Annotated in this window: 18 protein-coding genes and 4 tRNA genes; 10 read left to right on the top strand and 12 right to left on the bottom strand. The window is 71.3% G+C overall.

Annotated elements, in window-relative coordinates:
• Positions 1-66: 66 nt before the first annotated feature.
• Positions 67-966, top strand: coding sequence for a phosphoribosylaminoimidazolesuccinocarboxamide synthase (locus ACH5A8_RS33835; RefSeq protein ID WP_399007825.1), 900 nt, complete (start codon positions 67-69; stop codon positions 964-966).
• Positions 967-1007: 41 nt separating this feature from the next.
• On the opposite strand, the gene ACH5A8_RS33830 is transcribed toward ACH5A8_RS33835, so the two are convergent.
• The 8 genes from ACH5A8_RS33830 to ACH5A8_RS33795 all read right to left on the bottom strand — a co-directional run bounded on the left by ACH5A8_RS33830 (position 1008) and on the right by ACH5A8_RS33795 (position 5686).
• A tRNA-Gly gene (locus ACH5A8_RS33830) sits at positions 1008-1083 on the bottom strand.
• 23 nt (positions 1084-1106) lie between these two features.
• Complete coding sequence (locus tag ACH5A8_RS33825) at positions 1107-1730, bottom strand: response regulator (protein WP_399007824.1); 624 nt, start codon at positions 1728-1730, stop codon at positions 1107-1109.
• A 13-nt stretch (positions 1731-1743) separates the two neighbouring features.
• Complete coding sequence (locus ACH5A8_RS33820) at positions 1744-2994, bottom strand: sensor histidine kinase (protein ID WP_399007823.1); 1251 nt, start codon at positions 2992-2994, stop codon at positions 1744-1746.
• 32 nt (positions 2995-3026) lie between these two features.
• Entirely contained in the window at positions 3027-3839 is an 813-nt protein-coding gene (locus tag ACH5A8_RS33815) for an ABC transporter permease (RefSeq protein ID WP_399007822.1), read from the bottom strand.
• Positions 3836-4792: an ABC transporter ATP-binding protein gene (locus ACH5A8_RS33810; RefSeq protein WP_399007821.1), complete on the bottom strand. Its 957-nt coding sequence runs from the start codon at positions 4790-4792 to the stop codon at positions 3836-3838. Before ACH5A8_RS33810 ends, ACH5A8_RS33815 begins: the two co-directional genes overlap by 4 nt.
• Before the next feature lie 174 nt (positions 4793-4966).
• Positions 4967-5039, bottom strand: a tRNA-Gly gene (locus ACH5A8_RS33805).
• A gap of 81 nt (positions 5040-5120) precedes the next feature.
• Positions 5121-5192 (bottom strand) — tRNA-Gly (locus tag ACH5A8_RS33800).
• Between the two features lie 176 nt (positions 5193-5368).
• Positions 5369-5686, bottom strand: a complete 318-nt coding sequence (locus tag ACH5A8_RS33795) for an Lsr2 family protein (RefSeq protein ID WP_009189439.1) — start codon at positions 5684-5686, stop codon at positions 5369-5371.
• 365 nt (positions 5687-6051) lie between these two features.
• On the opposite strand from ACH5A8_RS33795, the gene purS reads away from it, so the two are divergent.
• From purS to purM, 7 genes are all read left to right on the top strand, one after another.
• On the top strand, positions 6052-6315 hold the full coding sequence (gene purS, locus ACH5A8_RS33790) for a phosphoribosylformylglycinamidine synthase subunit PurS (RefSeq protein WP_019982969.1): 264 nt from the start codon (positions 6052-6054) through the stop codon (positions 6313-6315).
• Positions 6312-7016: a phosphoribosylformylglycinamidine synthase subunit PurQ gene (gene purQ, locus ACH5A8_RS33785; protein ID WP_399007820.1), complete on the top strand. Its 705-nt coding sequence runs from the start codon at positions 6312-6314 to the stop codon at positions 7014-7016. The genes purS and purQ overlap by 4 nt, the downstream gene beginning before the upstream one ends.
• On the top strand, positions 7013-9271 hold the full coding sequence (gene purL, locus ACH5A8_RS33780) for a phosphoribosylformylglycinamidine synthase subunit PurL (protein WP_399007819.1): 2259 nt from the start codon (positions 7013-7015) through the stop codon (positions 9269-9271). Before purQ ends, purL begins: the two co-directional genes overlap by 4 nt.
• A 244-nt stretch (positions 9272-9515) precedes the next feature.
• On the top strand, positions 9516-9707 hold the full coding sequence (locus ACH5A8_RS33775; RefSeq protein ID WP_399007818.1) for a hypothetical protein: 192 nt from the start codon (positions 9516-9518) through the stop codon (positions 9705-9707).
• A gap of 10 nt (positions 9708-9717) precedes the next feature.
• Positions 9718-10515, top strand: coding sequence for a sterol carrier family protein (locus ACH5A8_RS33770; RefSeq protein ID WP_399007817.1), 798 nt, complete (start codon positions 9718-9720; stop codon positions 10513-10515).
• 435 nt (positions 10516-10950) lie between these two features.
• Entirely contained in the window at positions 10951-12480 is a 1530-nt protein-coding gene (purF, locus tag ACH5A8_RS33765; protein ID WP_399007816.1) for an amidophosphoribosyltransferase, read from the top strand.
• Positions 12481-12524: 44 nt separating this feature from the next.
• Entirely contained in the window at positions 12525-13613 is a 1089-nt protein-coding gene (purM, locus tag ACH5A8_RS33760) for a phosphoribosylformylglycinamidine cyclo-ligase (protein ID WP_399007815.1), read from the top strand.
• A gap of 130 nt (positions 13614-13743) precedes the next feature.
• On the opposite strand, the gene ACH5A8_RS33755 is transcribed toward purM, so the two are convergent.
• The gene (locus ACH5A8_RS33755; protein ID WP_365535371.1) at positions 13744-13998 is read right to left on the bottom strand and encodes a DUF3073 domain-containing protein; all 255 of its coding nucleotides are present in this window, start codon (positions 13996-13998) and stop codon (positions 13744-13746) included.
• Positions 13999-14328: 330 nt separating this feature from the next.
• Positions 14329-15417, bottom strand: a complete 1089-nt coding sequence (locus tag ACH5A8_RS33750; protein WP_399007814.1) for a Leu/Phe/Val dehydrogenase — start codon at positions 15415-15417, stop codon at positions 14329-14331.
• A 231-nt stretch (positions 15418-15648) separates the two neighbouring features.
• Here ACH5A8_RS33750 and ACH5A8_RS33745 point away from each other — a divergent pair, with 231 nt between their 5' ends.
• A complete protein-coding gene (locus tag ACH5A8_RS33745; RefSeq protein ID WP_399007813.1) occupies positions 15649-16545 on the top strand; it encodes a hypothetical protein in 897 nt (298 codons plus the stop codon).
• 541 nt (positions 16546-17086) lie between these two features.
• Positions 17087-17293, top strand: a complete 207-nt coding sequence (gene bldC / locus ACH5A8_RS33740; RefSeq protein WP_003949541.1) for a developmental transcriptional regulator BldC — start codon at positions 17087-17089, stop codon at positions 17291-17293.
• Between the two features lie 477 nt (positions 17294-17770).
• Here bldC and ACH5A8_RS33735 read toward each other — a convergent pair whose 3' ends face one another.
• Positions 17771-17995 (bottom strand): DUF6274 family protein, encoded by a 225-nt coding sequence (locus ACH5A8_RS33735; RefSeq protein WP_399007812.1) that lies wholly within the window; start codon positions 17993-17995, stop codon positions 17771-17773.
• Between the two features lie 508 nt (positions 17996-18503).
• Positions 18504-18578 (bottom strand) — tRNA-Asp (locus ACH5A8_RS33730).
• Positions 18579-18606: the final 28 nt, after the last annotated feature.

Here is an 18606-nt window from a genome sequence, read left to right as displayed (position 1 = left end):
GCTGTCCGAGGCCGCCACCCCCATACGGGACAATCGAGCCATTGGACAGAACCACGGGGAGGAACCGTGTCCGGATTCGTCGAAAAGCCCGAGCCGATCCAGGTTCCGGGCCTGGTGCATCTGCACACCGGCAAGGTGCGCGAGCTGTACCGCAACGAGGCGGGCGACCTCGTGATGGTCGCCAGCGACCGCATGTCCGCCTACGACTGGGTGCTGCCCACCGAGATCCCCGACAAGGGCCGCATCCTCACGCAGCTGTCCCTGTGGTGGTTCGACCGGCTGGCCGACCTGGTCCCCCACCACGTGATCAGCACCGACCTGCCCGAGGGCGCCCCCGCCGACTGGGCCGGGCGCACCCTGGTCTGCAAGTCGCTGCGGATGGCCCCCGTGGAGTGCGTGGCCCGCGGCTACCTCACGGGCTCCGGCCTCGTCGAGTACGACGAGAGCCGCACGGTCTGCGGCCTCGCCCTGCCCGAGGGCCTGGTCGACGGCTCCGAGCTGCCCGCCCCGATCTTCACCCCGGCGACCAAGGCCGAGGTCGGCGAGCACGACGAGAACGTCTCCTACGAGGAGGTCGCCCGCCGGCTCGGCGCCGAGACGGCCGCCCAGCTGCGTCAGGCCACCCTCGCCGTCTACGGACGGGCCCGGGACATCGCCCGCGAACGGGGCATCATCCTGGCCGACACCAAGTTCGAGTTCGGCTTCGACGGGGAGACGCTCGTCCTGGCCGACGAGGTCCTCACCCCGGACTCCTCGCGCTTCTGGCCGGCCGACCTGTGGCAGCCGGGCCGCGCCCAGCCGTCGTTCGACAAGCAGTACGTCCGTGACTGGCTGACCTCCGCCGAGTCGGGCTGGGACCGCGGGAGCGAGCAGCCCCCGCCGCCGCTGCCCGAGAAGGTCGTGGAGGCGACCCGCGCCAAGTACGCGGAGGCCTACGAGCGCCTGACCGGTACGAGCTGGTCGTAGAAACGACCGAGCCCCCCGGTGGAAGCCGGGGGGCTCGGAACTGGAGCGGACGACGAGGCTCGAACTCGCGACCTCAACCTTGGCAAGGTTGCGCTCTACCAACTGAGCTACGTCCGCGTTGCGCCGTGGCGCGAGAGCAACTATACCCAACCTCGCTCCCGTGCGAGGCATATCGCCGCGTGCCGGTTTTCCGCGCCCAGTTTCGTCACGGCCGACGACAGGTAGTTCCGCACCGTTCCGGCGGACAGCGCGGCCCGCTCGGCGATCTCCGCGACGGGCGCCCCGTCGGCGGCGAGTTCCAGCACCTCGGCCTCGCGCGCGGTCAGCGGCGAGTCCCCGGCGGAGATCGCGTCGGCGGCCAACTCGGGGTCGACGTAGCGGTTTCCGGTGTTCACGGTGCGGATGATCTCGGCGAGGCGCTGGGCGCTGACGGTCTTCGGGACGAAGCCGCGCACCCCGGCCGCCAGTGCCCGCTTCAGGTGCCCGGGCCGTCCGTGGCTGGTCACGATCAGCACCCGGCAGCCGGGCAGCTCGGCGCGCAGGGTTGTGGCGACCTTCACACCGTCCGCGCCGGGCATCTGGAGATCCAGCACGGCGACGTCGGGAACGTGCGCCCGTGCCATGGCCAGCGCCTCGGGTCCGCTCGCCGCCTCGGCGACGACCAGCAGGTCGTCCTCGAGGGAGAGCAACGCGGCGAGCGCGCCCCGGATGAGGTGCTCGTCATCGGCCAGCAGCAGCCGGACGGGGGCGGAGGGTGTCGTCATGGGGTGACCTCGCTCATCGCACGGGTGTCTCGGTGGGGGCGGTCCGCAACGGCACCTCGACGGTCAGCCGGAACCGGCCGGGTCCGGCGGGCCCGGCCCGCAGCGTTCCGTCGAGTTCCGCCAGCCGTTCGCGCAGCCCCGCGAGTCCGGAGCCGGGTCGGTCGCGGGCGGGGGAGTCGGGCACCCCGTCGTTCTCCACGGACAGATCGGCCCGGCCGTCGTCGATCCTCAGGGTGATGGCGCACGACCGGGCGTCACCGTGCCGGAGCACGTTCGTCGCCGCCTCCCGGACCACCCAGCCCAGCGCGGACTGTACCGGGGCAGGCAGCCCGGCGGCCGATCCGGTGATCGAGCAGGCGATGCCGGCGGCCGCCAGCACGCCGTGAGCGCCGGCGAGCTCCGCTTCGAGATCGGCCTCCCGGTAGCCGCGCACCACCGCGCGCACCTCGCGCTGCGACTCCTGCGCCAGCCTCTGCACCTCGGTCATCTGGTCCACCGCCTCGGGCCGTCCCCGTCGGGCCAGCTGCACCGCCAGCTCGGCCTTCAGGGCGATCACCGCGAGGTTGCGCCCCAGCACGTCGTGCAGGTCGCGCCCGAAGCGCAGCCGCTCCTCGGCGACGGCGAGCCGGGCCTCGACCTCGCGGGCGCGTTCGGCCTCCCACAGCACCGACAGGGTCCAGGCGCCGCAGCGCGCGGCCAGCAGCGACACGGCCATCGCGAAGACGACCATGAGCCCGGTCATCAGCACATCGACGAGGGCTCGCAGGACGAGCGCGGAGGTCGCCATGAGGACGACCGCCAGTACGGTGGCCCGGCGCAGCAGCACGCGCACCGCCACCACCAGCCCGTACAGCAGGCCGAACGTCAGCAGGGCGGCGCCCATCGCCAGCCGCGCCGCCCAGGGGTCGAGACCGCCCGTCAGGACCAGGACCCAGATCAGGACCAGCGCGAGTGCCAGCAGGACCAGCGAGGGGCGCAGGGTCCGCGCGGTCAGGGCGCCCCGGCCCAGATAGTGGCCGAGCGCCGGCCGGGCGAGCCGGCCGGCGGCCAGGCACTGCAGGACGCCGACGACGAGCAGCAGGCCGCCGAGGACGAGTGGCAGCGGCCGGTGCCGGACGGCGCCGGCCACCGGCAGGGTGAGCCAGGTGAGTTCGAACACCCAGACCGCGGCGTACCAGGTGATCACCGTCTGCAGCTCGACCCGTTCGGCCTTGCTCCGGTCCCGCCAGTTGCGCCGTTGCCAGCCCCGTATCCCGCCGAGCACCGCGGCCTCCCCCCTTCGTCGTCCCCGCGCGGTCAGCGCCGCGGATCCCACCGGAACCACCGTCGCACAGCGAACACCGCCGCCGCCGACCAGGCCAGTACCACCGCCAGGGCCCGCAGGACCTCCGGTGCGCTCGGATCACCGGTCCAGCCACCGCGCACCAGCTCGATCACCGGGGTCAGGGGCAGCAGTTCGCAGATGCGGGCGAGCCGGTCGGGCATCAGCTCCAGCGGCACCACGACGCCCGAGCCCGTCATCGAGACCAGCACCAGCGGGATGGCCGTCACCTGGGCGCTCTCGGCGGTCCGGGTGAAGCTCGAGGTGACCGCCGCCAGCGTCCCGCACAGCACCAGGCCCAGCGACAGCCCGAGGGCGGCCAGTTGCGGTGCGCGCGGAGCGGGCAGGCCGAGGAACGCCGTGCACGCGGCCGCCAGGATCAGCGACTGCGCCAGTCCCGTGACGACGGCCGGCAGGGCGGCCCCGGCGAGGATCTCCGCGTCCCGCGGCTCGCCGGTGCGCAGCCGCTTCAGGACGAGCTGCTCGCGGCGGGCGACGAACACGCCGACGAGGGTGGAGTACACGGCGAACAGCAGTGAGAAGGCGATCGCGGCGGGCAGGACGACCAGTCCCACGGTGAGACCGGCGCCCTTCAGGTCCATCCCGCCGGTCGCCGACCGCACGGTGAACGGCAGCGCCAGCGGCACGAGCACGGCCGAGACCAGAGTGCTCCTGCTGCGTACGAACAGGGTCAGCTCGGCACGGGCGAGGGCTGCGACGCGGCCCATCGAAGTGGTGCGCGTGCCCTGGGCGTGGGCCGGCGACGGGGCGGTGACGGTGCCGCTCATGCGACGTACTCCTTGTCCCGGGGTGCGGCGGCCTCCCGGGCGATGCCGAGGAACGCCTCCTCCAATGAGGCCGACCGGGCGTCCAGCCCGTGCAGTGCGATCCCGGCCCGTCGTGCCCACAACAGCAGTTCCGTGGCGGTGTGCTGCAGTTCGTGTGTGCGCAGCCGAACGACGCCTCCGGTCGCCTCGTGGCCGCATACGCCCAGTTCGGCCAAGGGCGGAAGATCGCCGAGGAAATAGCCGTCAGGCAACTGGAAGGAGATATGAGAAGGCTGCGCGGCCGTCACCTCGGCAGGGGTGCCCGCCGCCGCGATGCGGCCCTCGTGCAGGATCGCGAGCCGGTCGGCGAGTCCCTCCGCCTCCTCCAAGTAGTGCGTGGTGAGCAGCACGGTCGTGCCGGCGTCCCGCAGCGCACCCACCAACTCCCAGGTGTCCCGACGCCCTTCGGCGTCCAGCCCGGTCGTCGGCTCGTCCAGGAACAGCACTTCGGGGTCGCCGAGCAGGGCGAGGGCCAGGTCCAGACGCCGTCGCTCACCACCCGACAGCTGCTTGACCCGGACGTCCGCGCGCCGCTCCAGCCCGACCAGCGCGAGCACTTCCCGCGGCGGTCGCGCCCCGCTCACGCACCCGGCCCACATCCGCGCGGTCTCGGCCACGGTCAGCTCGGAGGGGAAACCGCCCTCCTGGAGCATCACTCCGGTACGCGGCCGTACGGCGGCGCGTTCGGTGTACGGGTCGTGGCCCAGGACCCGCACCCGTCCCGCGGTCGGTGCGGCGAGGCCCTCCAGCAGTTCCACCGTGGACGTCTTTCCGGCGCCGTTGGTGCCCAGCAGCGCGAAGACCTCGCCGTGTTTCACGTGAAACGAGATGCCGCGCACCGCCTCGAACCCGCCCCCGTACACACGCCGCAGGTCGGTGACCTCAATCACGTGTTCGTGCTCGTTGATCTCCATGGCATCAGCGTCCCGCCCGCTCGGTGCGGACAGCAGTGCGCGATGTCATCGGTCGGTATGACAAATGTCAGGGCGAAACGCTCGGGGTTCCACGACCCGCGGCGCCGGAGCCCGGCGAACAGGCGCGGCGAACACGAAAAGAACCCGGTCCATTGGACCGGGTTCTTTTTCCCGAGCGGACGACGAGGCTCGAACTCGCGACCTCAACCTTGGCAAGGTTGCGCTCTACCAACTGAGCTACGTCCGCATTGCCTCCGACCGGCTCCCACCGATCGGCGCGAGCACCAGCCTACCTGATCCACATGAGTGGTCGGGACCGGCGGTGCAGAGCGGGTGACAGGAATCGCACACTGCGCCTTCCCCCTGGAAGGGGGATGTTCTACTACTGAACTACACCCGCATGTACTCCGTGGGCCTCGGCCTTTCGGCCTCGCCCCTCGGCGTGCTCCAGACATTAGCTGATCAGCAGGGGGGTTGCGCAAGTCGGCTGTTCCCAGGGCCCTCTGACGGGCCCGGGAGAACCCTCGCGAGCACCCCCGGTCCGCCCGTCGGCGCCCTCGGGCGTGGCCGGTCCCGTCACTGGGCCGCGCTGAACGCCTCGTAGACCTTCTTGGGGATCCGGCCGCGCGCCGGCACGTCCATCTTGTTGGCCTGCGCCCAGGCGCGGACGGCCGCCGGGTCGGGGGCCACCTCCGTCTGCCGGTAGGCCTTGCCCGACCGCGACCGCTTGCGGCCCGCCTCCACGTACGGCGCGAGCGCCTTGCGCAGTCGCTTGGCATTGGCTTGGTTCAGGTCGATCTCGTAGAACTTGCCGTCGAGTCCGAAGGCGATCGTCTCCGCCGCTTCCGAGCCGTCGATGTCGTCAAAGAGAGTGACCACGACACGCTGCGCCACGAATATCGGTCCCTTCGTGCGACACCTCGGCGCCCCGGCTGCTCCATCAGGACCTGCCGGACGTGCGGAGATGTTCGCCAGATGTCGGCTGTCCGCCTGTTATCGGGAAAAGTATCGGCTGTTGCCAATTCATTTGTACAGTGCCGGGCAATGCCAAGTGAAGCCCCGACTAAATCTGCCCGCGTGTCCCGGGGCAATAGGGCGTCCGGGGCAGAACACGAACTTTCCCAGAACTTTTCCCCAGGCCCTGGATCCGATACCGGACCGTGACCGCCATCACGTAGTTTCCTACCAATCTACTCGCGTAGAAATTTTGTGCGGGTAGTCTGAAGGGACCTGCTCAGCACCACACACCGGGAGTGCCAGTGGCACGCGTCGTAGTCGACGTCATGCTCAAGCCGGAGATCCTCGACCCCCAGGGCCAGGCGGTGCAGCGCGCACTGCCGCGCCTGGGTTTCGAAGGCATCTCCGACGTACGTCAGGGAAAGCGATTCGAACTGGAAGTGGACGGGCCCGTCGACGACGCCGCGCTCGCCCGCATTCACGATCTTGCCGAATCCTTCCTCGCCAACACCGTGATCGAGGACTTCACCGTCAAGGTGGAGGAAGTCGCGGAGGCCGCGAAGTGACCGCTCGTATTGGCGTCGTCACTTTCCCGGGCAGCCTCGACGACCGGGACACCCGGCGCGCGATCCGCCTCGCGGGCGCCGAGCCGGTCGCCCTGTGGCACAAGGACAAGGACCTCAAGCAGGTCGACGCGGTCGTTCTGTGCGGCGGTTTCTCCTACGGCGACTACCTGCGCGCCGGCGCGATCGCGCGCTTCTCGCCGGTGATGGACACCCTCGTCGACCAGGCGAAGGCCGGTCTCCCGGTGCTCGGCATCTGCAACGGCTTCCAGATCCTCACCGAGGCCCACCTCCTCCCGGGCGCGATGCTCGGCAACGACCACCTCCACTTCATCTGCCGCGACCAGAAGCTGCGGGTGGAGAACACGGAGACCGCCTGGACCAGCGACTACACCGCCGGCCAGGAGATCAGCATCCCGCTGAAGAACATGGACGGCCGGTACGTCGCCGACGCGTACACGCTCGACAAGCTGGAGGCGGAGGGGCGCGTCGCCTTCCGCTACCTCGTCCACGGCGAAGCCGCCGACGGATATGGAAACCCGAACGGCTCGCTCAACGACATCGCCGGCATCAGCAACGAGGCCGGGAACGTCGTCGGCCTGATGCCGCACCCCGAGCACGCCACCGAGCCGCTGATCGGCACCGGCCGCACCGACGGCCTGCCGTTCTTCACCTCGATCCTGAAGAAGCTGGTCACCGCATGAGCAGGACGCCTCTGGACACGGTCGAGCACGCGGCCGCGACCCCCGACGTCGAGCTGCCCTGGGCCGAACTCGGCCTGAAGAAGGACGAGTACGAGCGGGTGGTGGAGATCCTCGGCCGCCGCCCCACCGGCGCCGAGCTCGCCATGTACTCCGTGATGTGGTCCGAGCACTGCTCGTACAAGTCCTCCAAGGTCCACCTCCGCCAGTTCGGCGAGAAGGCCCCCGAGAACGACGCGATGCTCGTCGGCATCGGCGAGAACGCCGGTGTCGTGGACGTCGGCCAGGGCTACGCCGTCACCTTCAAGGTGGAGTCGCACAACCACCCCTCCTATGTGGAGCCCTACCAGGGCGCGGCCACCGGCGTGGGCGGCATCGTCCGCGACATCATCGCGATGGGCGCGCGCCCGGTCGCCGTCGTGGACCCGCTGCGCTTCGGCGCCGCCGACCACCCCGACACCAAGCGCGTCCTGCCGGGCGTCGTCGCGGGCATCGGCGGCTACGGCAACTGCCTGGGCCTGCCCAACATCGGCGGCGAGGTCGTCTTCGACGCCTGCTACCAGGGCAACCCGCTGGTCAACGCCGGCGCCATCGGCGTGATGCGGCACGAGGACATCCACCTCGCCAAGGCCTCCGGCGCCGGCAACAAGGTCATCCTGTACGGGGCCCGGACCGGCGGCGACGGCATCGGCGGCGCCTCGATCCTGGCCTCGGAGACCTTCGACGACGCCAAGCCCTCCAAGCGCCCCGCCGTCCAGGTCGGCGACCCCTTCCAGGAGAAGCTGCTCATCGAGTGCACCCTGGAGGCGTTCGCCGAGAAGCTGGTCGTCGGCATCCAGGACCTCGGCGCGGCCGGCCTGTCCTGCGCCACCAGCGAGCTGGCCTCCAACGGCTCCGGCGGCATGCGCGTCACCCTGGACGACGTCCCGCTGCGCGACTCCACGCTCTCGCCCGAGGAGATCCTCATGAGCGAGTCGCAGGAGCGCATGTGCGCGGTGGTCGAGCCGGAGAAGGTCGACCGCTTCCTGGAGATCTGCGAGAAGTGGGACGTCATCGCCACCGTCATCGGCGAGGTGACCGACGGCGACCGCCTGGAGATCTTCTGGCACGGCGGCAAGATCGTCGACGTCGACCCGCGCACGGTGGCGCACGAGGGGCCGGTCTACGAGCGCCCCTACGCCCGCCCCGAGTGGCAGGACGCCCTCCAGGCCGACGACGCGAACAAGCTGCCCCGGCCGCAGACGTCCGAGGAGCTGAAGGACCAGGTCCTGAAGCTGGTGGCGTCGCCGAACCAGGCGTCCAAGAAGTGGATCACCCAGCAGTACGACCACTTCGTGCAGGGCAACACCGTGCTGGCCATGCCCGAGGACTCCGGCATGATCCGCGTCGACGAGGAGACCGGCCTCGGCGTCGCCCTCGCCACCGACGGCAACGGCCGCTACGCCAAGCTCGACCCGTACACGGGCGCGCAGCTGGCGCTGGCGGAGGCCTACCGCAACGTCGCCACGACCGGTGCGAAGCCGCTGGCCGTCTCCGACTGCCTGAACTTCGGCTCGCCCGAGGACCCGGCGGTGATGTGGCAGTTCGCCGAGGCCGTACGGGGTCTCGCGGACGGCTGTCAGCAGCTCGGCACGCCGGTGACCGGCGGCAACGTCTCGCTCTACAACCAGACGGGCGAGGCCGCCATCCATCCGACGCCGGTCGTCGCCGTCCTCGGCGTGATCGACGACGTGGCCCGGCGCACCCCGGTCGCCTTCCAGGAGGAGGGCCAGCTGCTGTACCTCCTCGGCGACACCCGTGAGGAGTTCGGCGGTTCGGCCTGGTCGCAGGTGGTCCACGACCACCTCGGCGGTCTGCCCCCCAAGGTCGACCTGGAGCGCGAGCGCCTGCTGGCCGAGATCCTGATCTCCGCCTCCCGCGACGGCATGATCGACTCCGCGCACGACCTGTCGGACGGCGGTCTCGTCCAGGCGGTCGTGGAGTCCGCGCTGCTCGGCGGCAAGGGCGCCCGTCTGGTCGTGCCGGACGGGCTGGACGCGTTCACCTTCCTGCTGTCCGAGTCGGCCGGGCGCGCGGTCGTCGCGGTGCCGCGCTCGGAGGAGGTCCGCTTCAACGACATGTGCGGTGCGCGGGGTCTGCCCGTCACCCGCATCGGTGTCGTGGACGGAGACACGGTCGAGGTCCAGGGCGAGTTCGAACTGACCCTGGCCGAGCTGCGCGAGGCCCACGAGGCCACGATCCCGGCTCTGCTGGCGTAACACCCGCCCACGACCGGAAGAGGCCCGGCCGCCGCAGCGGCCGGGCCTCACGGGTGCGGCCGGAGCCCGCCGACGGCCGTCCCGGTGGCCGGCAGGCGGTCGGCAGGCGGTCGGTATGCGCCCGACGGGCCGGCTCACGCCGGGACGGTGTCCTCCCGGAGGGCGGGCGTGGGGGCCGGGCCGGCGCAGGGCCGGCAGGGCGGCGGCGGTCATCTGTGCCGCGCCGCCCCAGAACACCAGCCGGGTGGCGTCGACGAAGGCCCGCGACGCCCTCGTCGCGGCCGCCACCCTCAGCGCCGCCCTCGTCGAGGACCGCTACCGCCGCATCAGGGCGGGCGAGAGCCCCTTGGAGGGGGCCGCCACCGCCCCCGCACGGGCCCGGCGCGCCTTCGGCCCGGTCGAAAAGGGCCTGAGCGGATACGCCGTGAAGGCATAGGCTCGCCGTCATGCCCCCGGCCAGGAAGCGCGCCCGCGCCTACGACCCCCACAGGACCCGCACGGCGGTCCTCGCCCAGCTCGGCAACGTGCGGCAGGCCGTGCGCACGCTGACGCCCGAGCAGCTGGCCCTGCCCACGCGGCTGGACGGCTGGACGGTGCGGGAGCTGGCCCTCCACATCGGGATGGCCGTCACGGCCGTCGGCCGCGCCCTCGCCCTGCCCGAGCCCGCCCGGCAGGACGCCGTCCTCCTGGACTGGCCGTTCGCGACCTCCGCCAGCGCCGCCGCGATCGACGACTTCACCCGGCGGCTCGCCGAGCAGCACCCCGACCCCGCCGCCCACCTCGCGGACGTGGAGCAGGCCCTGGCCGCCCAGCTCGACGAGCACCCCGGCACCCGGCTGCTCGCCACCAACGCGGGCGCCCTGCCGCTCGCCGACTACCTCGTCACCCGCACCGTCGAACTCGTCGTCCACACCGATGACCTGAACGCCGCCGTGCCGGGCCTGGACGTGCCCTTCGACCGCCAGGCGCTCGCCGCCGCCACCCGGCTCCTGGCCGACGCGCTCGCCGTCCGGGCGCCCGGCGGATCGACCGAGGTGCGCGTCCCGCCGTACGCCGTCGTGCAGTGCGTGGAAGGGCCCCGGCACACCCGCGGCACCCCGCCCAACGTCGTCGAGACCGACCCGCTGACCTGGGTCCGGCTGGCCACCGGGCGGCTCACCTGGCAGGACGCCGTGGCGGACGCGAAGGTGAGCGCGAGCGGGGAGCGCGCGGACCTCGCCGGGCTGCTCCCGCTCATGGCCTGAGCCGCGGCGGTCCGGCGACGCGAGGCCGGACACAGGGGCGCCGGGATCGCGCGCGACCGCCGCCACGAGGCCGGACACGGCCGCCCCGGGATTCCGACGCGACCGCCGCCGCGAGGCCGGTCACAGGCGCCCCGGGGTCCGACGCGGATGCGGATGCCGTGAGGCCCGGCGCGGCCTCCGTCCGGTCCCGTCCGAAGGCCGGTCCGCGCCTGGGGCGCCGGCACCCGAAAGATGTGCTACACCTCACTTCGCGTCCGCCGCGAAGGGCCCCGCAGCGCCTTTGCGCGGCCCCTCCGCGCCCTCCGCGCCGTTCGCACATCACGCCGGTGACCTGCGGGAACAGTGACGGCAGTACAGCAGGGGCGGCCGTGCTGTCCAGGGCAGCCGCGCATCCCCAATTCGGACCAGTGGTCGACCTCGCTTAGACTCGATGGCGTGCCACGTGGTGACGGTCGACTCAATCACGATCTGCTCCCCGGCGAGAAAGGCCCCCAGGACGCATGCGGCGTCTTCGGTGTCTGGGCTCCGGGCGAAGAGGTCGCAAAGCTCACGTACTTCGGGCTCTACGCCCTCCAGCATCGGGGCCAGGAATCCGCGGGAATCGCGGTCAGCAACGGCTCCCAGATCCTCGTCTTCAAGGACATGGGCCTCGTGTCCCAGGTCTTCGACGAGACCTCGCTCGGTTCGCTCCAGGGTCATATCGCGGTCGGACACGCCCGCTACTCGACCACCGGCGCCTCCGTGTGGGAGAACGCCCAGCCGACGTTCCGGGCCACCGCGCACGGTTCCATCGCGCTCGGCCACAACGGAAACCTCGTCAACACCGCCCGGCTCGCCGAGATGGTCGCCGAGCTCCCCAAGGACACCAACGGCCGCTCCACCCGTGTCGCGGCCACCAACGACACCGACCTGCTGACGGCCCTGCTGGCCGCCCAGGTCGACGCCGACGGCAAGCCGCTGACCATCGAGCAGGCGGCCCACACCGTCCTCCCGCAGGTCAAGGGCGCCTTCAGCCTCGTCTTCATGGACGAGCACACGCTGTACGCGGCCCGCGACCCGCAGGGCATCCGCCCGCTGGTCCTCGGCCGCCTGGAGCGCGGCTGGGTGGTCGCCTCCGAGTCCGCCGCCCTCGACATCTGCGGCGCCAGCTACGTCCGCGAGATCGAGCCGGGCGAGTTCGTCGCCATCGACGAGAACGGCCTGCGCACCTCTCGATTCGCAGAAGCGAAGCCCAAGGGCTGTGTCTTCGAGTACGTCTACCTGGCCCGCCCCGACACCGACATCGCCGGCCGGAACGTCTACCTGTCCCGGGTCGAGATGGGCCGCCGCCTCGCCAAGGAGGCGCCGGCCGAGGCCGACCTGGTGATAGCGACCCCGGAGTCCGGCACCCCCGCCGCGATCGGCTACGCCGAGGCGTCCGGGATCCCGTTCGGCGCCGGCCTGGTGAAGAACGCGTACGTCGGCCGGACCTTCATCCAGCCCTCGCAGACCATCCGCCAGCTCGGCATCCGGCTCAAGCTGAACCCGCTGAAGGAAGTCATCAAGGGCAAGCGCCTGGTCGTCGTCGACGACTCGATCGTGCGCGGCAACACCCAGCGCGCGCTGGTGCGGATGCTGCGCGAGGCGGGCGCGGCCGAGGTCCACATCCGGATCTCCTCGCCGCCCGTGAAGTGGCCGTGCTTCTTCGGCATCGACTTCGCCACCCGCGCCGAGCTGATCGCCAACGGCATGAGCATCGACGAGATCGGCACCTCGCTGGGCGCCGACTCGCTGGCGTACATCTCCATCGACGGCATGATCGAGGCGACCACCATCGCCAAGCCGAACCTGTGCCGCGCCTGCTTCGACGGCGAGTACCCGATGGAGCTGCCCGACCCGGAGCTGCTCGGCAAGCAGCTGCTGGAGACCGAGCTGGCCGCCGGCCCCGCCGCCACGGCCGCCGCCGACGCGATCCGGCGCCCGTAGGCGCCCCGTCAGCCCCCTTTCACCAACCCGAAAGATCCCAGGCAATGTCTGAGACAACCACCGGCGCGTCCGGCACGTCCGGTGCTTCCTACGCGGCTGCCGGCGTCGACATCGAGGCGGGCGACCGCGCCGTCGAGCTGATGAAGGAATGGGTGAAGAAGACGCGGCGCCCCGAGGTGCTCGGCGGCCTCGGCGGCTTCGCCGGTCTCTTCGACGCCTCCGCGCTCAAGCGCTACGAGCGGCCGCTGCTCGCCTCCGCCACCGACGGCGTCGGCACCAAGGTCGACATCGCCCGGCAGCTCGGCGTGTACGACACGATCGGCCACGACCTGGTCGCCATGGTCATGGACGACATCGTCGTGTGCGGCGCCGAGCCGCTGTTCATGACCGACTACATCTGCGTCGGCAAGGTCCACCCCGAGCGGGTCGCCGCGATCGTCAAGGGCATCGCCGAGGGCTGTGTGCTGGCGGGTTGCGCCCTGGTCGGCGGCGAGACGGCCGAACACCCCGGACTGCTCGGTGCGGACGACTTCGACGTCGCCGGCGCCGGTACGGGCGTCGTGGAGGCCGACCGGCTGCTCGGTCCCGACCGCATCCGCACGGGGGACGCCGTGATCGCGATGGCGGCCTCCGGCCTTCACTCCAACGGGTACTCGCTGGTCCGGCACGTCCTGCTGAACCGGGCGGGCCTGTCGCTGGACGCGCACGTCGAGGAGTTCGGCCGCACCCTCGGCGAGGAGCTGCTGGAGCCGACCAAGATCTACTCGCTGGACTGCCTGGCGCTGACCCGCACCACCGACGTGCACGCCTTCAGCCACGTCACCGGCGGCGGGCTCGCCGCCAACCTGGCCCGGGTGATCCCGGACGGCCTGCACGCCGTGGTCGACCGCGCCACCTGGACCCCGGCCCCCGTCTTCGACCTCGTCGGCCGGACCGGTGACGTCGAACGGCTGGAGCTGGAGAAGACGCTCAACATGGGCGTGGGCATGATCGCGATCGTCCCCGAGGAGTCCACCGACGCGGCCCTGGCCACCCTGGCCGACCGCGGGGTCGACGCCTGGGTGGCCGGCGAGATCACCGACCGCGGCGAGCACCCCACGGGCGCCGCCCTGGTGGGCGACTACGCCGGCTGAATCCGGACAGCGGCCGTCGGCGCACCGGCGTCGGCGGCCGGGGCACGGTCAATGGGCGCGGACCCGGGCACGGACAGCACAGAACCCGGTCCGTGGGAAGCCCACGGACCGGGCTGTGGTCGATGCAAGGTCAAGCGCCGCGACGACGCTGGTGCGAGGAGTTGTCGTCCTCTTCCTCGTCGTCGTCCTCATAGAGGTCGGCGTACCGTGCGTACAGGTCGTCGTCTTGCTCATCTTCCTCGAAATGGCCGCCGTTGGTCGGCGGCGGATTCGACGTCGATGCGCCCAGCTCCTCGGCCAGGCGTGAGAGGTCAGTCCCACCGCTGTTGTACTTCAGCTGGCGGGCGACCTTCGTCTGCTTGGCCTTGGCCCGGCCGCGCCCCATGGCTCGACCCCCTCAACGACGGGGCTCGACGGCCCCAGAGTCTTGACACGCGTTCATGTTCCGGCACGGGCTCTCCGTGGAGAGACCGGTCCGTAGGGCTTCCACGGTACCTGAGCCCACGCCCATACGGTACGTCGCCCGCAGGACGCGCGTGTGCGCAGAACCATCGAGGCGCCCCGTCCTCGCTGGTCAGTGGCGATTTTAACCACTTATCGGCGAGCGACCCGCCGGTCGACGTGAGAGTTGTCTCCAACCGCCCACCGGCAGGTACCGGTCAAACATACGACGACACCGTGCGCGCGGGCGCTCACCGTCCGCGCGCGCCGGTGGTCACCTCCGCGCGTCCGCCATCCGCTGCTCGGCGATCCGGTCGGCCGCCGCGGCCGGCGGAATGCCGTCTTCCTTCGCACGTGCGAAGATCGCGAGCGTGGTGTCGAAGATCTTCGCGGCCTTCGCCTTGCACCGGTCGAAGTCGAAGCCGTGCAGCTCGTCGGCGACCTGGATGACACCGCCGGCGTTCACCACGTAGTCCGGCGCGTAGAGGATCCCGCGGTCGGCGAGGTCCTTCTCGACACCCGGGTGGGCGAGCTGGTTGTTGGCCGCGCCGCAGACCACCTTCGCGGTCAGAGTCGCCACGGAGTCGTCGTTCAGCGCGCCGCCGAGGGCGCAGGGCGCGTAGATGTCGAGGCCCTCCACCCGGATCAGCGCCTCGGTGTCGGCCACCTGGGCGACCGAGGGGTGCGCCTCGACGACCCGGCGCACGGCCTCGGGCCGCACGTCCGTGATCACGACCTCGGCGCCCTCGTCCAGCAGGTGCCGCACGAGGTGGTGCCCGACCTTGCCCACGCCCGCGACACCCACCTTGCGGCCGCGCAGCGTGGGGTCGCCCCACACGTGCTGCGCCGAGGCCCGCATGCCCTGGTACACACCGAAGGCGGTCAGCACGGAGGAGTCGCCCGCCCCGCCGTTCTCCGGGGAGCGGCCGGTGGTCCAGCGGCACTCGCGCGCCACGACGTCCATGTCGGCCACGTACGTGCCGACGTCGCAGGCGGTGACGTAGCGCCCGCCGAGCGAGGCCACCATCCGCCCGTAGGCGAGCAGCAGCTCCTCGGTCTTGACCTGCTCCGGGTCGCCGATGATCACGGCCTTGCCGCCGCCGTGGCCGAGCCCGGCCATGGCGTTCTTGTACGACATGCCGCGGGCGAGGTTGAGCGCGTCGGCGACGGCCTCCGCCTCGTTCGCGTACGGGTAGAAGCGGGTGCCGCCGAGGGCGGGGCCCAGTGCGGTGGAGTGGATGGCGATGACGGCCTTGAGGCCGCTGGCACGGTCCTGACAGAGCACGACCTGCTCATGGCCGCCCTGTTCGGAGCGGAACAGGGTCTGCAGTACGTCAGCAGATGCGCCGGTTACGTCGGTCACGGTGGTGACTCCCAGGTAAGTAGCGGCGAGTGGGACGGGCTTCCGTGAAGGTGGCGGAGGCCGTGCCAGGAGATTAGACCCTGACCCCCTCGGCCACGGCCGCAGTGGTCCGGATCACCCTCCCTAGGAGTACCTTCCCAGCCGGACGTGCGACGATTTGCCATGGTTTTCCGTCCGTCCGGGCGCGGGCCGGTCGGGTTTCGGCTCCGGACCGGTGGGGAGGGAGCAGGCGTGCCCAAGGTGTCCTCCGTGGTCGTCCCGTACGCCACCTACTTGCGCGTCTACGAGCCGCTGGCCGCCTTCCCGGAGCAGGAGCGCGGGTACTGGGCGCGTTACGCCCGCCGCCCCGACCGCCCCTCCTACCAGGACGAACTGCGCCGCTCGCTGGCCGACCTGCTGCCCACCCCGCCGGTGGCGGTGCCGGTGCACGAGAGCCGGGACGCCTTCGTGGCCGAGGTGGACGGCGTGGTCTGCGTCTGCCCGTGGCGCACCCGGCTGCGCGGCTGGCAGGCGCTCGGCGAACTCGCCGAAGAGCTGCCGGCGGTGGTCCTGGACGCGGTGCTGCCCCCGCTCGTGCGCCGTCAGGCCGCCCAGGACTACGAGCGCTGGCTCGCCCGTAACCCGGACGCCCGGCCGTGGATCCGCACCGCGACCTGGCAGGTGCCGCTCAACTGGTTCGTGCTGGTCGCCGACGAGGAGCGGGAGTACGTCAAGGGCACCGGGGCCGCGGCGGCCGGCGGCGGACCGGGCGCGGACGGGGACCACGAGGACTTCGGGGGCGGCGCGCCGTCGCTGCGCTACCGGACGCCGATGGTGCAGGCCCGGCGGCGGGTGGCGCGGGGCCTGCGGGCGCTGCGGGACGCGGTCGACGAGGGGCCGCTGATCGACGGCCTGGTGGACGTCGGGCGCTGGCTGGAGGAGTTCCACCCGCGCTCCCTGGTGGAGCTGGACTACGGCGGGCTGGTGCACGTGCTGCCGGCGGGCGACCTGGAGGGCGACCACTCGGCGGCGGACGTGGCCGAGGGGATCGAGGCGCTGCGCCGGGGCGACGGGGCCGCCGCGGGGGAGGCGTACGGGCGGCTCGTGGAGCGGTGGCGGGCGGTGCGCGACCGGAGGTCGGCGAACTGACGCGCAGCCATGTGACCTGGATCACGGCTCGAACGCGGTCGAACGACGTACCGTCAAGGGCCTTTAGCGGAGCTGACGGGGCGTAGGCAGCGATTGGCTGCGATCCGGGCTTTCGTTCCAAGGGTGATCTACCGCACTTACGAGGCCCTTGCCCTGCTTGCCCCTCCTCATGCCAAAATAGGACAAGGAGTCCGGGGAGGGCTCCTTCCGCCCAACTGTGCTCCGATCTGGGCGGAATCTCAGCATTGCACGCTTTGGGGGGTCTGGTGACTTCCTGATCACCCTGTGACTGATCGTCACAGTGGTGTGACTGTCCGCTATGGCATGGTCCATCGGCTTCCGTCGCTGATGAACACCTGGGAGGGCAATTCCATCGGTTTGGCCGACGCGGCTGGACAGATGGTGTAGTTGTAGTGCCGAGGACAAGCCGTTCGTCCTATAACCGACTCGACTCGCGTCCGCCATTTCGGGCAACGCGGGTCAAGGTGCAGAATTTAGAGGAAAGAACCGAGAAGGTTCGGTTCTCCCGAGGAGGCCGCTCATGACCGCTCGCACCCCTGATGCCGAGCCGCTGCTGACCCCGGCTGAGGTCGCCACCATGTTCCGCGTCGACCCCAAGACGGTCACGCGCTGGGCGAAGGCCGGCAAGCTCACGTCGATCCGCACGCTCGGCGGGCACCGCCGCTACCGCGAGGCCGAGGTCCGCGCTCTGCTCGCGGGCATCCCGCAGCAGCGCAGCGAGGCCTGAACAACTCCATAGCCGGGCAATCCGGTCGGTCCCCCAACCGGCTGTCATGTCCGGGCCCATAGCTCCAAGCGACGCGGGTCCTGCCCCAACAGGCCCCACGCCCAAGCCGTCAGAGCTTTTCAGGCATGTGAACAGGGTGCGTCGTCGGTCGCGCTGGACTCCGCCGGGTCCAGCGCGATCTTTTTTGTGCGTGTGGGGAGGCTGTGGGGCGGCTCTGTGAGCGGCCTTGTCGGAGCCTGGGGAGGGCTGTCGGATCCTCTGTGGAGACCCTCCGGGGGAAGTGCAATTGCACATATTAAATTGACCCCTTGTAGGAGGGGTGTAAGTGCCGGGCTTTCAAAAACTCCTACGGTGACACCCGTCACATGGCCGGGTGCTTGTTGCCCACCGCCCCGGTGCGCTAGTGGAGGTTCCGGTTCCATCAGCCCACGCCCGCACGGGAGTTCGGCTCCGAGTCGGCCGGGCGCGGGGGACGGATCACGCGGTGGAGGGGTGCTGCTCGCCCTCCAAGGCCTCCAGGGCCTCCAGCGTCTCCAACGCCGTCTCAGGGGCGTCGGGGGCCGTCCGGGGCGCGCTGTCCATCGCGAGACGCAGCAGGTGGTGGCAGACGGGGCAGCGGCGCGTGAAGTGGCGGTACGACGAGGCGGCCGCGAGGTGCGCGCGGAGCAGGGCCCGTGTCTCGTGCCTGGCCGATGCCGCCATACGCCACCTCCAGCGGGGGGGCCGTACCCGAACGTGCCCTGCTTTCTGGGTACCGAGGGAATGTGACTCCGTCAAGACACCGGGCGCCCGCGGTACGGCCCGCCTTCCCGGAGGGGCCGCCGCGCCGGCGCGGGGGACGGGGGGCGGTCTTGACGGGACGCGGATTCGCGGGAACGGACCGAGCACGACGACCGCGAGCAGGTCCGGACCAGGGGTGGACGTGCCGAAGGCCCCGCGTCCGTTCCTGGACGTGGGGCCTTCGCCGGGTGCGGTCCTGACGGGGTGTGCTGTGCGAGATTGCTGCTCTGTCGCGGGCGTGGTCTGCCGGGTGGGGCGGAGGGCCCGGCGAAGGCCCGCGTCCGTGCCTGGATGTGGGGGCCTTCGCGGGTGCGGTCCTGACGGGATGTGCCGTGCCGGATTGCGGCTCCGCCGCGGGCGCGGCCTGCTGGGCGGGGTCGGGATACAGCGAAGGCCCGCGTCCGTTTCCGGAAGCGGGCCTTCGTTACTGCGGTCCTGACGGGATTTGAACCCGCGGCCTCCACCTTGACAGGGTGGCGAGCACTCCAAACTGCTCCACAGGACCAGGTTTTGCGGCGCTGATCTCTCGTTGC

Origin of the sequence: Streptomyces sp. NPDC018610, assembly GCF_044391765.1 — a bacterium.
In the GTDB taxonomy this organism is placed as follows: Bacteria; Actinomycetota; Actinomycetes; order Streptomycetales; family Streptomycetaceae; genus Streptomyces.
Note: the sequence above shows the minus strand (reverse complement) of the source record. Positions and strands in the feature narration are given on the sequence as shown.

What these genes read in the sequence shown, in the direction of transcription:
- ACH5A8_RS33755 (WP_365535371.1), bottom strand. Translation starts at nt 13,998, where the DNA reads ATGGGGCGCGGCCGGGCCAAGGCCAAGCAGACGAAGGTCGCCCGCCAG.
- ACH5A8_RS33770 (WP_399007817.1), top strand. Translation starts at nt 9,718, where the DNA reads ATGCCCCCGGCCAGGAAGCGCGCCCGCGCCTACGACCCCCACAGGACC.
- purM (WP_399007815.1), top strand. Translation starts at nt 12,525, where the DNA reads ATGTCTGAGACAACCACCGGCGCGTCCGGCACGTCCGGTGCTTCCTAC.
- ACH5A8_RS33735 (WP_399007812.1), bottom strand. Translation starts at nt 17,995, where the DNA reads ATGGCGGCATCGGCCAGGCACGAGACACGGGCCCTGCTCCGCGCGCAC.
- purL (WP_399007819.1), top strand. Translation starts at nt 7,013, where the DNA reads ATGAGCAGGACGCCTCTGGACACGGTCGAGCACGCGGCCGCGACCCCC.
- ACH5A8_RS33815 (WP_399007822.1), bottom strand. Translation starts at nt 3,839, where the DNA reads ATGAGCGGCACCGTCACCGCCCCGTCGCCGGCCCACGCCCAGGGCACG.
- ACH5A8_RS33825 (WP_399007824.1), bottom strand. Translation starts at nt 1,730, where the DNA reads ATGACGACACCCTCCGCCCCCGTCCGGCTGCTGCTGGCCGATGACGAG.
- ACH5A8_RS33810 (WP_399007821.1), bottom strand. Translation starts at nt 4,792, where the DNA reads ATGGAGATCAACGAGCACGAACACGTGATTGAGGTCACCGACCTGCGG.
- bldC (WP_003949541.1), top strand. Translation starts at nt 17,087, where the DNA reads ATGACCGCTCGCACCCCTGATGCCGAGCCGCTGCTGACCCCGGCTGAG.